General features: G+C 70.1%; 13 protein-coding genes and 1 pseudogene. 8 read left to right on the top strand and 6 right to left on the bottom strand.

The genetic code is table 11. The annotated features are described in order from the left end of the window. A partial coding sequence (locus ACIQ7Q_RS33230) for a site-specific integrase (RefSeq protein WP_403870599.1) occupies nt 1-893 on the top strand: 893 nt, incomplete at its 5' end. Between the two features lie 193 nt (nt 894-1,086). Here the strand turns inward: ACIQ7Q_RS33230 and ACIQ7Q_RS33225 are convergent. Next, complete coding sequence (locus ACIQ7Q_RS33225; protein ID WP_403870596.1) at nt 1,087-2,097, bottom strand: lipocalin-like domain-containing protein; 1,011 nt, start codon at nt 2,095-2,097, stop codon at nt 1,087-1,089. A 489-nt stretch (nt 2,098-2,586) separates the two neighbouring features. On the opposite strand from ACIQ7Q_RS33225, the gene ACIQ7Q_RS33220 reads away from it, so the two are divergent. From ACIQ7Q_RS33220 to ACIQ7Q_RS33210, 3 genes are all read left to right on the top strand, one after another. Next, nucleotides 2,587-2,949: a DUF427 domain-containing protein gene (locus ACIQ7Q_RS33220; protein WP_403870593.1), complete on the top strand. Its 363-nt coding sequence runs from the start codon at nt 2,587-2,589 to the stop codon at nt 2,947-2,949. Continuing rightward, the gene (locus tag ACIQ7Q_RS33215; protein ID WP_403870590.1) at nt 2,946-3,590 is read left to right on the top strand and encodes a class I SAM-dependent methyltransferase; all 645 of its coding nucleotides are present in this window, start codon (nt 2,946-2,948) and stop codon (nt 3,588-3,590) included. The genes ACIQ7Q_RS33220 and ACIQ7Q_RS33215 overlap by 4 nt, the downstream gene beginning before the upstream one ends. Nucleotides 3,591-3,665: 75 nt before the next feature. Beyond that, nucleotides 3,666-4,025: a VOC family protein gene (locus tag ACIQ7Q_RS33210; RefSeq protein WP_403870587.1), complete on the top strand. Its 360-nt coding sequence runs from the start codon at nt 3,666-3,668 to the stop codon at nt 4,023-4,025. 8 nt (nt 4,026-4,033) lie between these two features. Here the strand turns inward: ACIQ7Q_RS33210 and ACIQ7Q_RS33205 are convergent, their stop codons facing one another. After that, nucleotides 4,034-4,720 (bottom strand): response regulator, encoded by a 687-nt coding sequence (locus ACIQ7Q_RS33205; RefSeq protein WP_403870584.1) that lies wholly within the window; start codon nt 4,718-4,720, stop codon nt 4,034-4,036. Between the two features lie 122 nt (nt 4,721-4,842). Between ACIQ7Q_RS33205 and ACIQ7Q_RS33200 the strand changes: the two genes are divergently transcribed. From ACIQ7Q_RS33200 to ACIQ7Q_RS33190, 3 genes are read left to right on the top strand one after another with little or no spacing between them, the layout of a single operon-like run. Next, nucleotides 4,843-5,826, top strand: coding sequence for a Bug family tripartite tricarboxylate transporter substrate binding protein (locus ACIQ7Q_RS33200; RefSeq protein WP_403870581.1), 984 nt, complete (start codon nt 4,843-4,845; stop codon nt 5,824-5,826). Beyond that, complete coding sequence (locus ACIQ7Q_RS33195) at nt 5,823-6,341, top strand: tripartite tricarboxylate transporter TctB family protein (RefSeq protein WP_403870579.1); 519 nt, start codon at nt 5,823-5,825, stop codon at nt 6,339-6,341. Before ACIQ7Q_RS33200 ends, ACIQ7Q_RS33195 begins: the two co-directional genes overlap by 4 nt. Continuing rightward, entirely contained in the window at nt 6,341-7,834 is a 1,494-nt protein-coding gene (locus ACIQ7Q_RS33190; protein ID WP_403870576.1) for a tripartite tricarboxylate transporter permease, read from the top strand. The genes ACIQ7Q_RS33195 and ACIQ7Q_RS33190 overlap by 1 nt, the downstream gene beginning before the upstream one ends. A 95-nt stretch (nt 7,835-7,929) precedes the next feature. Here ACIQ7Q_RS33190 and ACIQ7Q_RS33185 read toward each other — a convergent pair whose 3' ends face one another. Then, on the bottom strand, nt 7,930-8,421 hold the full coding sequence (locus tag ACIQ7Q_RS33185) for a DUF402 domain-containing protein (protein WP_403870573.1): 492 nt from the start codon (nt 8,419-8,421) through the stop codon (nt 7,930-7,932). Continuing rightward, nucleotides 8,402-9,322 (bottom strand): GNAT family N-acetyltransferase, encoded by a 921-nt coding sequence (locus ACIQ7Q_RS33180; RefSeq protein WP_403870570.1) that lies wholly within the window; start codon nt 9,320-9,322, stop codon nt 8,402-8,404. The genes ACIQ7Q_RS33185 and ACIQ7Q_RS33180 overlap by 20 nt, the downstream gene beginning before the upstream one ends. 71 nt (nt 9,323-9,393) lie before the next feature. Between ACIQ7Q_RS33180 and ACIQ7Q_RS33175 the strand changes: the two genes are divergently transcribed. Beyond that, nucleotides 9,394-9,771, top strand: coding sequence for a GntR family transcriptional regulator (locus ACIQ7Q_RS33175; RefSeq protein WP_403870567.1), 378 nt, complete (start codon nt 9,394-9,396; stop codon nt 9,769-9,771). A gap of 249 nt (nt 9,772-10,020) precedes the next feature. Here ACIQ7Q_RS33175 and ACIQ7Q_RS33170 read toward each other — a convergent pair whose 3' ends face one another. Beyond that, on the bottom strand, nt 10,021-11,115 hold the full coding sequence (locus ACIQ7Q_RS33170; protein WP_403870564.1) for a DUF5925 domain-containing protein: 1,095 nt from the start codon (nt 11,113-11,115) through the stop codon (nt 10,021-10,023). A gap of 96 nt (nt 11,116-11,211) precedes the next feature. Continuing rightward, nucleotides 11,212-11,499 (bottom strand): annotated as a pseudogene (locus tag ACIQ7Q_RS33165) (polysaccharide deacetylase family protein); the annotation flags it as partial. Between the last annotated feature and the right edge of the window lie 98 nt (nt 11,500-11,597).

Here is an 11,597-nt window from a genome sequence, read left to right as displayed (position 1 = left end):
GCGGAAGCTCCGCTGCAGCACCAACCGCATCACCGCGATCGTCCAAGCCGTCCTCGTCCTACATCACGCGGCAGCCTGAGGTTGGAAAAGGCTCACTGACGCTGGAGCAGGCAAAGGCCGTGCTCTCCGCGCAGAAAGGCACCTGGGTACACGCCTACGTAGTCGTGTCGCTGTTGGTTGGCATCCGGACTGAGGAAGTGCGCCCGCTCACGTGGAATCGGGTTCACCTTGCTCCGCCGGCCGGTACGGCTCCACACATTGAGGTATGGCGCTCGGTGCGTCGTCGGGAGGAGACCAAGACGAGATCGAGTCGGCGAACTCTGGCCGTGCCACGGCAGCTTGTGGCTGTGCTTCTGGTGCACCGAGATAACCAGCAACGGCGACGTGAGACGCTCGGACTCACCTGGAATGAGGACGGCTATGTGTTCGGAACGGATAGTGGCGAGCAGCGCAGCGCGTTCACCGTGCGGCGTAGCTTCAGAGCGTTGCTGGAAGCAGCAGGGTTTACGCATCCGGAGGAGTGGACGCCTCGGGAGCTCCGGCACAGCTTCGTCTCCTTGCTCTCAGACCACGGCATCCCCTTGGAGGTGATCGCTCGGGTCGTTGGGCACAGCGGTACCCAGACGACTGAAGCTGTCTACCGCAAGCAGCTTCGCCCGGTCATCACCGAGGGCGCCGAGGCCATGGACGCGATCTTCGGTGAATCCAGCACAACCGAGGTCCAACCGCATGCGGGGAGCTACCGACCACCGCATGTCGGTGGCTCCCCGCACGGGTTCTCAACACTGGCCGGCAACGGCGGGCCGAGGCTTCGGTGTGGACTGGATCGACTGACACCCGCATTAGCTAGAGTCTCGATCAAACCCGGTGTGGTTCAGTTGGTGAGGTCCTAGTCAGAGTCCGGGGTGTGACGCGCCACGGCGAGCAGCGACGAGACAGGCCCGGTGAGTGCGTGCCGAGTCCACCTTCCGCCGCGGCCCAGTTACTCCGCGCCGATCAGTCACCCGCCCGGGTGGAGTCGGACGGCCTTGATACGGCGCGAGGGCCGGGCGAGCCTTCTCGTCCGGCCCTCATCATCGGACGGGATCAGCCGCCGACGCTGCCGATCATCTCGAAGAACACCGGCTGGTCGATCTCGATCGAGCCGAAGCGGCCGACGGCGCGACAGGGCGTCTGGCTGCCGTTGTGCCCGTTACCCGAGTGGTAGACGAACTCCGGCCGGTCGACGAGCCCCTCGAGTCGCAGGTCCAGACCGACCTGGGGAGCGGTGATGTGGGCGCCGCTGGGGTACTTGTTCCCGCTCTCGGAGCTGGCCCAGATCCGGTCGTAGGTGACGGCCGCGTCGACGGTCGCCTGCACGCCGCCCTCGCCGAGCACGGTGGCAAACGTGGACCGCTTGCCCGGGCCCGCGTAGACGTCCCAGAAGGAGACCGCCAGCCGGTGGTCCTCACCGAACGCGATCCCGAGCCAGGACCACGACGCGTTGGCTATCACGTCGGCCAGCCGCTTGATCTCGACCGGGTCGGTGACGGTGCTGGCCCCCCACTGGCGATCGAACCAGGCGGTCGCGTTCCGCACGGGGTAGGTCTGGCCGCCGATCGTGAACGTGCCCTCGACGGTCATGTTCGGGAAGGCGTACTCGTACGACTCCGTACCGGCCCACAGTAGCAAGCCGGTCGTGCCGTTGTAGAGTTCCTGCTCGCGCGGAGTGAGCACGACGTCGACCGAGCCGTGCTCGGCCTTGAGGTCGAGGGTAAACCGCGACCGGTCGCCCTTGAGCGTTCCGAAGCTGGAGAAGACGCTGAGCTCCGACTTGGAGGCACCGGCCTTGTTGCTCGGCTCGGCGACGGCGTGCGGGCGCCAGACGTTGTCGGTGGCGTTGGTGAGCAGGAACTCCGACTGCACCTCCGCCGGGGTGTTGCTCTGGTGCCACTCGAAGCCGAGTGTCTTCCCCTCACTCTCGAACATGCAAGTGACATACCAGGAGTCATTGGCCCCGTTTTCCCTGGCCGGGAGGTCGTTCGCCGGGTCCACGAAGAGGGGGACGCCGGTGGCTGGTGTCGCGTTGCGGTCGGTGGCGGTGTTCTGACCAGTCATAGCTGATCCCCTGCTCGGACGATCGGTCGCAGAATTTCATGACACCTATCCCAAAAATATGGTTGGTTGTCGTATGCCGCAAGCGTGGGAAGCTGAAGGTCGACGGAGAAGAGGCGACCGTGCCGGAGATCACCGCCGCCAGCGCGAGGGTGATCTGCCCGCCCTCCCCGTCGGAGCCGAAGGCGAAGCCCGAGGATGAGTTGCCGCTCCTCTCCACCAGACGAGCGAGCGGAGTTTTGCAGGGCCAGTGTGGCAACCGGTGCAACGGAACTTTCGTGCACGCCAGCACCAGTTGGCTCTCTGTTTGGCTCCCCGGCCGATTGTCAGTTTGCTCGCCACCTTCGTTGACCTGCGGCGCACGCCCACGCCGATCCCTGCGCCGCTTACGGAAGGGGTAAGGAAGCGCTGAGGAAGCCGGCCGCCCACCCCCGGACACAGCTCGTGGTCGCGGTCGGGAACACCGAGCTCCGCTGGGACGCTGACCGGGGTATGACCCCACACCCACCACGGACGGTCGCACAGAACCTCGGCGGGGCTCACCGCATCACGGTCGAGCCCAGCACCGAACATGTCCGCGTCGTACGGGACGGGCGGGTGCTCGCCGAGAGCCGTCGGCCCCTGGTCCTGCGCGAGACCGGCTGCCCGGTCCGCTACTACCTCCCGGCCGCCGACGTACGGACCGATCTCCTGACCCCCTCCGCCACGCGCACCCACTGCCCGTTCAAGGGCGACGCCTCCTACTGGTCGGTGCCCGGCGCGGACGATCTGGTCTGGGGCTACCCCGATCCGAAACCCGGCGTGGCCGCCATCGCGGATCACTACTGCTTCTACGACACGGAGGTGGTCCGGTGAGCGAGAACCCGCAGCCCCAGGGCGGGTCCGCCGCCGCGGTCTTCGACGAGGTCGGCGCGCGCTACGAGGAGGCCTTCGCCGACGTCCCCGGTCAACTTGCCGCCCTGGCCTGGCTCACCGGCCGTCTCGCCCCCGCTGCCCGCGTCCTGGACGTGGGCAGCGGTACCGGCCGCCCGGCCGCCGAGACCCTGGCCCGGGCGGGCTTCGCGGTCACCGGCATCGACGTGTCGGCCGAGATGGTCCGGATCGCCCGGGAGCAGGTGCCCGCCGCCCGCTTCGAACAGGCCGACGTACGCACCTACCGGGCACCCGACGGCGGGTTCGACGCGGTGTGCGCCTTCTTCCCGCTGCTGGTGATGGACCAGCCGGAAGTGGCGGAGTCGCTGGCCAGGATGGCGTCCTGGGTGGCGCCCGGCGGGTCGTTCGCCATGGCCACCGTGCCCGGCGACATCAGGGGACTGGACATCGTGTGGATGGGACACCAGGTCACCGTCAGCAGTCTGGCCACCGACGATCAGCTGCGGGTGCTGGAGCAGGCCGGTCTGGAGGTGGCGCACCACCACAGCGCCCTCTACCGGCCGCACGGGCCGGGCGCGCAGCCCGAGGAGCACCTGTACGTCCACGCTCACAGGCCGGCCTGAACGGGCCGGATGCGGCCGCCGCCCGCCCGCCGTAGCGTGGGACCGCACTCGGTTCCGAGGATGTCGGGAGATGACATGGCCGGGGAGATCTCGTTCTTCGAGCTGGGCGTGGGGGACTCCGAGCAGGCCCGTACCTTCTACAGCGGGCTGTTCGGCTGGACGTTCGACGCCGGGACGACCGAGGGCGGCGGGTACTCGATCCGCACCCCGGGCGTCCCCGGCGGAGTGCACGGAGGGGACGCGGGAGCGAGTCCCTACCTGTTCTTCAAGGTCGACGACATGCGGCGGGCCGTCGCCCGGGTACGTGAGCTCGGCGGCACCGTCGACGACATCGACGTCGGCGGCGACGAGGAGACGGTCGCCCGCTTCGGCCGCTTCCAGCTCTGCCACGACGACCAGGGCTCCTCCTTCGGGCTCCACCAGCCCCCCGCCTGACCGGGCCTTCAGCCGATCCTGCGGTAGCGGCGTTCCGGCCTGCCCGTACCGCCGTAGCGCAGCGTGACCTGGGCCCGGCCCGTCTCCGCGAAGTACTCCAGATACCGCCGTGCGCTCACCCGCGACAGCGAACCCGCCGCCGCGCACTCGGAGGCCGACATGTCGCCCGGGTGCTCGCGCAGGATGCGCTCCACCAGCTCCGCCGTGTGGGGCGCCAGGCCCTTGGGCAGTTCACGGGAGCCGGGCGGCCGGGTGCCGAAGATCTGGTCGACGTCCTCCTGGCGCGCCTCGTCCAGCCGGTCGAGACGCGAGCGCAGCGACGCCACGTGCCGCAACTGCTCATGCAGCGCCGCCTGGTTGAAGGGCTTGATCAGATAGTGCAGGGCGCCCGCCCGCAGGGCGGACCGGACGATCGCCGCGTCCCGCGCGGCCGTGATGAACAGGGCGTCCGCGCTCACCCGGTCCGCGTCCCGCTCCTCCGCCGCGCGCAGCTCGCGCAGCACGGTGATCCCGTCCATGTCGGGGAGATAGACGTCGAGCAGGACAAGATCGGGCCGCAGCCGCTCGGCGGCGCGCAGCGCCTCCGCGCCGCTGTGGGCCACCCCGACGACCGTGAAGCCCTCCGCCTGGGACACATAGCGGCTGTGCAGCTTGGCGACCATGAAGTCGTCGTCCACCACCAGCACCTTTGTCACGCCGACACGCTAAGCCGCGACCACAAGGACCACAACGTCCGTTGATTCCGGAAGAGAGACAGCTTCTTAACGCGCAGGCAACATGTGGGCCACTTCACACCCCTACGACGAGAGGCGTTGCCGTGCGATTGCGCACCCCCATTGCCCTGCTCGGGGCGGCACTGCTGGTGCTCGTGGGGCCGCCGCTGCTCACCACCGGCAGCGGCGCCGACACCGGTACGCAGATCCCCGGTCTGCGGTTCATGGTTCCCAACACCCCCGGCGGCGGCTACGACATCACCGCCCGCACGGCAGCCAAGAACGCCGAGGACGCCGGACTCACCCACAACATCGAGGTCTTCAACCTGCCCGGCGCCGGCGGCACCGTCGGCCTCACCCGGCTCGTCGGCGAGCACGGGAACGGCAAGCTCGCCATGTCCATGGGTCTCGGCGTCGTCGGGGCCGTACACACCAACAAGTCGCCCAAGACCCTCGCCGACGCCACCCCGATCGCCCGGCTCACCGAGGAGCAGGACATCGTGGTGGTCGCCAAGGACTCCCCGTACAAGTCCATCGACCAGCTGATCGCCGCCTGGAAGAAGGACCCCGGCAAGCTGCCGGTCGGCGGCGGGTCCTCGCCCGGGGGGCCCGACCATCTGGCGCCCATGCTGATGGCGCAGGCCGCCGGGATCGCCCCCAAATCCGTCAACTACATCCCCTTCGACGGCGGCGGCGAACTGCTCGCCTCCATCCTCGGTAACAAGGTCGCCTTCGGCGTCTCCGGCGTCGGCGAGTACCTCGACCAGATCAAGTCGGGCGAGCTGCGGCTGCTGGCCGTGACCGGTCCCCAACGCGTCCCCGGACTGGACGCGCCGACCCTGCGCGAGGCCGGACTCGACACCGAATTCACCAACTGGCGCGGCATCGTCGCCCCGCCCGGCCTCTCCGACAGCGAACGCGACAAGCTCATCGGCCTCGTCACGAAGTTGCACGACTCGAAGCAGTGGCAGGACTCCATGAAGAAGAACGGCTGGGACGACGCCTTCCTCACCGGCGACCCATTCGGCGACTTCCTCGACGAGCAGGACAGAAGCGTCGACCAGGTGCTGAAGGAGCTGGGACTGTGAGCACGACCGAGACCCAAGGCCGGCGCTCCTGGCTGCGTGAACACTCCGAGCTGGGCGTCAGCCTGCTGCTTCTCGTCATCGGTGTCCTCGTCCTCACCGACGCGCTCACCATGGACGTCGACATCGCCCAACGCGGGCCCGTCGGCCCCACGACCGTCCCGGTCGCCGTCGGCGCCGGACTGCTCGCCGTGGCCGTCCTCCTCGCCGTCGACGTGCTGCGCGGCGGTCGCGGAGAGGCGGAGGGCGGCGAGGACATCGACCTGTCGGAACCCGGCGACTGGCGGACCGTCCTGCTTCTGGCGGGCGTCTTCCTCGCCAACGCCGTCCTCATCGGACCCCTCGGCTTCCCGATCTCCGGCGCGCTGCTCTTCTGGGGCTCCGCCTACGCGCTCGGCAGTCGGCGCACCGACCGCGATCCGTTGATCGCGGCCGTCCTCTCCCTCGTCACCTACGTCGTCTTCAACAACCTGCTCGGCGTCCCGCTGCCCGGCGGTCCGCTGATGGGAGTGCTCTGATGGATTCACTGAACTCCCTGCTCGACGGTTTCGGCACGGCGCTCACCCCGATCAACCTGCTCTGGGCGGCGATCGGTGTCCTGCTCGGCACGGCCATCGGCGTCCTGCCCGGCATCGGCCCCGCCATGGCGGTCGCGCTGCTGCTGCCGGTGACGTACGGTCTCGAGCCGACCGGCGCGTTCATCATGTTCGCCGGGATCTACTACGGGGCCATGTTCGGCGGCTCCACCACCTCCATCCTGCTCAACACACCCGGTGAGAGCGCGGCCGTCGTCGCCGCGATCGAAGGCAACCCGATGGCCAAGGCCGGGCGCGGCGCACAGGCGCTCGCCGCAGCGGCCGGCGGCCACTTCGCCGGCGGCCTGATCGGTACCATCCTGCTGGTCGCCCTCGCGCCGACCGTCGCCGAACTGGCCGTCGACATCGGCGCACCCGACTACTTCGCGATCATGGTGCTGGCCTTCATCGCCGTCACCTCCGTGCTCGGCTCCTCCCGCATCCGCGGTCTCGCCTCACTGCTGATCGGCCTGACCCTCGGGCTCGTCGGCCTCGACCAGATGACCGGTCAGCAGCGCCTCACCTTCGGCTCCCTGCAGCTCGCCGACGGCATCGACGTCGTCATCGTCGCCGTCGGCCTCTTCGCCATCGGCGAGGCCCTGTGGGTCGCCGCGCACCTGCGGCGCACCACCGGCGACGCCATCCCGGTCGGCCGGCCCTGGCTCGCCAAGTCCGATGTGAAGCGCACCTGGAAGCCGTGGCTGCGCGGGCCCGTCATCGGGTTCCCGTTCGGCGCGATCCCGGCCGGCGGCGCGGAGATCCCCACCTTCCTGTCGTACGTGACGGAGAAGCGGCTCTCCAAGCACAAGGACGAGTTCGGCAGGGGCGCCATCGAGGGCGTGGCCGGACCCGAGTCCGCGGCGTCCGCCTCCGCGGCGGGCACCCTCGTGTCGATGCTCACGCTCGGACTGCCGACGACCGCCGTCGCGGCGGTCATGCTGGCGGCCTTCCAGCAGTACGGCATCCAGCCCGGACCGCTGCTCTTCGAGCGCGAACCCGACCTGGTGTGGGGCCTGATCGCCTCGCTGTTCGTCGGCATGGTGCTGCTGCTCGCGCTCAACCTGCCGCTCGCCCCGCTCTGGGCCAAGCTGCTGCGCATTCCGCGGCCGTACCTCTACGCCGGGATCCTGTTCTTCGCGGCGGTCGGCGCGTACGCGGTGGGCGGCGAGGCGATCGACCTGGTGATCCTGCTGCTCATCGGCCTCATCGGCTTCGGTATGCGACGCTACGGGCTCCCTGTCCTGCCCGCGGTCATCGGTGTCATCCTCGGCCCGGCGGCGGAGCAGCAGCTGCGGCGCGCGCTCCAGATCAGCGACGGCAGCGTGGTCGGCCTGGTCAACACGCCCTTCTCGGTGACCGTCTACGCCGTGATCGTGCTGCTGGTGGCGTGGCCGTGGCTGAAGAAGCTGTTCGTGAGGGGCCGGTCGTCGGCCTGACGGGACGACGGGAGACGTGAGGGGCGGGTCGTCGGCCCGACGGCACCGCGCGAGATATGAGGGGCGGGTCGCGGCGGCGGCCCGCCCCTCACCGTTCACACGGCGAACAGTTGGGCGAAACGGCCTGCCCGGGCCAGCCGTTCCAGCTCGTCGAGGGCCCGGACGGCCTCCTCCGCCGCCTGCGGGTCACGGGCGGCAAGACCGCTCTCCTCGAACTCGTCCTCGTCCAGCCGGAGGATCTCCCGGCCGTCCGCGGACACCCACAGATCGAGGTCCAGATCCTCGACGCTCAGCTCACCGGCCTCCTCAGCCAACACGGCGGGCCGGGTGATGTCGCAGTACCAGCCCTTGAGCGTGCCGTCGCCCGTGCGGACCTCCTTCACCGAGTACCACCGGTCCCGCCAGTAGTGCTCGGTGAACACATCGCCCGGCTCGAAGCATACGAAGCCGAAGTCGCGTACGCCGGGCGCCGCCCAGGGCGCACGGACCGCGAGGTGCGTGCCGTCGTCGCTGAGCAGCTCCGCCGGGTAACGGATCTTCGTCGCACCCGCCTTGACGAGCCGTACCTCAACCGAGGGCGCGGACATGGCGGACCTCCGTCGCGCAGATCTCGTACCCGAACCACCTGTTGATCGTGAGCATCGGGCCGTTGTCGGCGTCGTTGTTCGTGAACGCCTGGGTGTAGCCCGCGAGGCGGGCACGCCGCAGTGAGTCGGTCTTGGCGAGCTTGGCGTAGCCCTTCCCGCGGTGGGCCCGCATGGTGCCCGTCATACCCGACAGATAGCGCGTGGAGCCGTCCGTCAGCGCCGCGGTGAAGGCCGCGACCTCGCCGTCGGCCAACACGACCGTGGTGAGACGCCGGTCGAGCAGCGGGTCGTTCCACGTATGGGCGACCCAGTCCTCGTAGTCCTCGAACTGCATGCTGATGTCGCCCGGTTCGTCCGACGTCGCCTCCGCGTCCGCCTCGAAGAGCGGGCGCGGATCCGCCTCGAAGTCCGCGGCGGTACGCAGCTCCACGCCCGCCGGCAGAACGGGCAGCTCCGGGAGGAACCCGTTCGCCAGGTCGAGGAGCTGGAAGTGCGCGGGGCGGGTGGGCGTGTAGCCGCGCTTCTTCGCGAAAGCGAGGTTCTCCGGGCCGTCCAGCACCCACGCGTACACCTGCGTCGCGCCCTCCGCCGCGAGATGCTCCTCGGCGACACGCAGCAGAAGCCCGCCGGCTCCCTGACCGCGGTGCTCGGGATGGACGTGCGGGGTCACGTACGACTGCCCCGGCTCCGCCGCGTCGTAGGCGATACCGGCATGGGCGGTACCGATGAGCTCCCCGTCCTTCTCGGCGACCAACAGACGGTACTTCTTGGCCGGGTTGGCGGTCTCGACGCCGAACAGGACGGACTTCGGCGTCGTCACCTCGAAGGGCATCGAGGCACGCCGCACCCGGGTCACGGCTTCGGCGTCCCCGGGACGGAAATCACGGACGATCACAGTCATGGAGCGGCAGGCTACGCGCGGGGCGGGCGGGGTCGCCTCCCATTAACGGGGGGATGGGGGAGAATCGCGCCGTGACCTTGAACATCACCATCGATCCCGACGCGCCCGACGCGCCGTACGAGCAACTACGGGCGCAGATCTCCGAGCAGGCGCGCTCGGGCGCGCTGCCCGTGGGCCACCGGCTGCCGACCGTCCGCGGCCTCGCGGAACAACTGGGCCTCGCGGCGAACACCGTGGCCAAGGCGTACCGGGCGCTGGAGAGCGACGGGGTGATCGAGACACGGGGGCGCCACGGCACGTTCGTGGCGGCGGCGGGGGACGCGGCGGAGCGGCAGGCGGCTGCGGCCGCGGCGGTGTACGCGGCGCAGGTGCGGCGGCTGGGGCTGTCGGCGGAGGCGGCGGTGGGGGTGGCGGGGGAGGCGATTCGCGCGGCGTACGAGGGGGACTGAGGGGGTTGCGCCTGCGGCGGCGTTTCCCCACCCCGCCCCTTCCCGAAACCGGGGCAAGCCCCGGACCCCGTACCGCGCTTCGCGCGGTGTCCTCAAGCGCCGGACGGGCTGACTTTGTCAGCCTCGCTGGGGGCACCTCCCACGGCCTGCAGGCCGTAGGGGAGATTGAGGCGCGGGGGCCCGGGGGGAGCCCCCGGTTTCGGGAAGGGGCGGGGTGGGGAAACGCCGCCGCAGGCGCACCCCCCGACCTCACAAGTACAGCCCCGCGTCCTCGCCCCCGTGCTGCGGCGGGACCGACGCCGGAGGCGTGCCGCGGCGGAGGGCGTAGAGCTCCGCCAGCGTCGCGCCCTCGCGGCTCACGCCCTCGTCCGTGCCGAGCCAGGACACGGCCTCGCGGCGGGTGAGCGGGCCCACCTCGATGCGGGCCAGGCAGCGGCCGGGGCGGACGACCGCGGGGTGGAGGCGTTCCAGGTCCTCGTTGGTGGTGACGCCCACCAGGACGTTGCGCCCCTGCCCGAGCAGGCCGTCCGTCAGGTTGAGCAGACGGGACAGGGCCTGGCCCGCGGTGTGTTTCGCCTCACCGCGGATGAGTTCGTCGCAGTCCTCGAGCAGCAGCAGCCGCCAGCGCCCCTTGGACGTGCCCTCGTCCTCGCCGATCGCGATGTCCATCAGATAGCCCACGTCGTTGAAGAGCCGTTCCGGGTCCAGGACGCAGTCCACCTGGCACCAGTCGCGCCACGAGCGCGCCAGCGTCCGCAGCGCGGACGTCTTGCCCGTGCCGGGTGGGCCGTGGAGAAGCAGCAGCCGGCCCGAGATGTCGTCCGGTGTCACTTTCATCAGCCGGTCCATCGCGCCGGCGACGGGCGCGGTGTAGTTGGCCCGGACCTCTTCCCACGTCCCGGCGGCGATCTGCCGTGTCGTGCGGTGCGGGCCGCGGCGCGGGGAGACGTACCAGAAGCCCATGGTGACGTTCGTCGGCTGCGGTTCCGGTTCGTCGGCCGCGCCGTCGGTCGCCTCCTTGAGGATCGTCTCGGCGAGTTCGGAACTGACGGCCGTGACCGTGATGTCCGCGCCGCGGTTCCATCGGGAGATCAGCATGGTCCAGCCGTCGCCCTGGGCGAGGGTCGCGCTCCGGTCGTCGTCCCGGGCGGAGCGGAGCACGGTGGCGGTGGGCGGCAGCATCGACGCGCCGTGCCTGACGCGCTCGATGCTGGAGCTGTGGGAGTACGGCTGCTCGCCCGTCGCGAAGCGGCCGAGGAACAGCGCGTCGACGACGTCCGAGGGTGAATCGCTGTCGTCGACGTTGAGCCGGATCGGCAGAGCGTCCTGAGGGTTGGCAGACATGCGCCCATGATCGGGCACGGCCTCGGCCGCCGCACCGTGTTTTGCCCGGTGCGGCGGCGGGCCGTGCTCAGCGGTGAGGCGCCGGCGGGCAGGTGCTCAGCGGCGGACCAGTGCCAGGACCTGGCTGGCCCTGCGCACCACGGCGTAGCCCTTGGTGAGGGCCCGGTCCTTGGCGAAGTTACTTGTGAGCGCCTGTCCTTCGACGAGCCGTTCGAACTCGGCCGCTCCTGTACTGCGTCGTACCGTCAGCCGCCGCAGCGCGTACGGACCCTGCCGCCGGGCCGCCTGTGCCTTGCCGACGGCGAGGGACTGGGCGAATCCGGCCGTGCGCACGGCGCTGCGCACCCGCCGGTCCGAATAGCCGTACGGGTAGGCGAACGAGAGAGACTGCCTCGGAGAGCACCATTTTTGAGGGTTTGTGACGCTGGATCAGCGTTGGCTGCGGTACTGCCCCAAAGGCCCCACTGACTCGTCAGTAACAA

This window comes from Streptomyces sp. NPDC096176 (genome assembly GCF_044763255.1).
Classification (GTDB): domain Bacteria; phylum Actinomycetota; class Actinomycetes; order Streptomycetales; family Streptomycetaceae; genus Streptomyces.
The sequence above is the reverse complement of the archived record's forward strand: the minus strand, read 5'-3'. Positions and strand labels throughout refer to the sequence as shown.

Bases quoted from the DNA above. Each gene is read 5' to 3' on its own strand.
- ACIQ7Q_RS33210 (WP_403870587.1), top strand. From the start codon at position 3,666: ATGGCCGGGGAGATCTCGTTCTTCGAGCTGGGCGTGGGGGACTCCGAG.
- ACIQ7Q_RS33225 (WP_403870596.1), bottom strand. From the start codon at position 2,097: ATGACTGGTCAGAACACCGCCACCGACCGCAACGCGACACCAGCCACC.
- ACIQ7Q_RS33190 (WP_403870576.1), top strand. From the start codon at position 6,341: ATGGATTCACTGAACTCCCTGCTCGACGGTTTCGGCACGGCGCTCACC.
- ACIQ7Q_RS33180 (WP_403870570.1), bottom strand. From the start codon at position 9,322: ATGACTGTGATCGTCCGTGATTTCCGTCCCGGGGACGCCGAAGCCGTG.
- ACIQ7Q_RS33170 (WP_403870564.1), bottom strand. From the start codon at position 11,115: ATGTCTGCCAACCCTCAGGACGCTCTGCCGATCCGGCTCAACGTCGAC.
- ACIQ7Q_RS33220 (WP_403870593.1), top strand. From the start codon at position 2,587: ATGACCCCACACCCACCACGGACGGTCGCACAGAACCTCGGCGGGGCT.
- ACIQ7Q_RS33185 (WP_403870573.1), bottom strand. From the start codon at position 8,421: ATGTCCGCGCCCTCGGTTGAGGTACGGCTCGTCAAGGCGGGTGCGACG.